This is a genomic window from Methanobrevibacter oralis (assembly GCF_001639275.1).
GTDB lineage: Archaea > Methanobacteriota > Methanobacteria > Methanobacteriales > Methanobacteriaceae > Methanocatella > Methanocatella oralis.
The window spans coordinates 1-617 of the sequence record NZ_LWMU01000028.1 but is presented as its reverse complement, the minus strand read 5'-3'; the positions used below and the strand labels follow the sequence as shown (position 1 = coordinate 617).

Sequence of the window (617 nt, the reverse complement as noted above, 5' to 3'; positions counted from 1 at the left end):
ATAGTTAGTTTTGGTATGAAAGTTAATTTAATTGATGGAGAGTGTGTTGCTGTTGATGGAACGATTGTTAAAGCAAATGCCAGTAATTTCCGTTTAATTAGAATCGAAGAAATTGAATTTTTGGAAGGATCTTATTTTAACTTAATGGTTCAAATTTGGACTAAAAAATAATGGTGTTTGGTGGAATGTTAAGTCGGATATTTTTCCAATAAAGCTAAATTCAGAAGTATGGTGCCATTAATTGATGAAATACATTTTAAATTAAATATATGAGGCTATTAAACTTTTGAAAATTGCTTTGATTAGTGTTGAAAAACAAGAGTATATTTTTAGTTTATTATGCTATTTAAAGGCAAAATATGATGGAATGCACACTATATAGTTTAACTGACCCTGATTCAAGGTGGATGAAAGATAAAAAAGGTAATTATGGTCTTAATTATAATTATCAAGTTGCAATAGACAGTAAAACAGGAATGGTTGTTGCCCAAATACTTAACAACGAATCCAACTGACCACAATGAACTTCTACCAATGTTATATGAAATAAAATCTAATTTAAACCAACATCCCAGAGTTGTTTTAGCAGACACTGCATATTTACAAGACATATCATT

The 617-nt window shown here is 28.8% G+C and carries 1 protein-coding gene; it reads left to right on the top strand.

Going from position 1 to position 617, the window contains the following annotated elements:
- Positions 1-359 precede the first annotated feature (359 nt).
- Positions 360-515, top strand: a complete 156-nt coding sequence (locus MBORA_RS10460; protein ID WP_156482681.1) for a hypothetical protein — start codon at positions 360-362, stop codon at positions 513-515.
- The last annotated feature ends 102 nt before the right edge of the window (positions 516-617 follow it).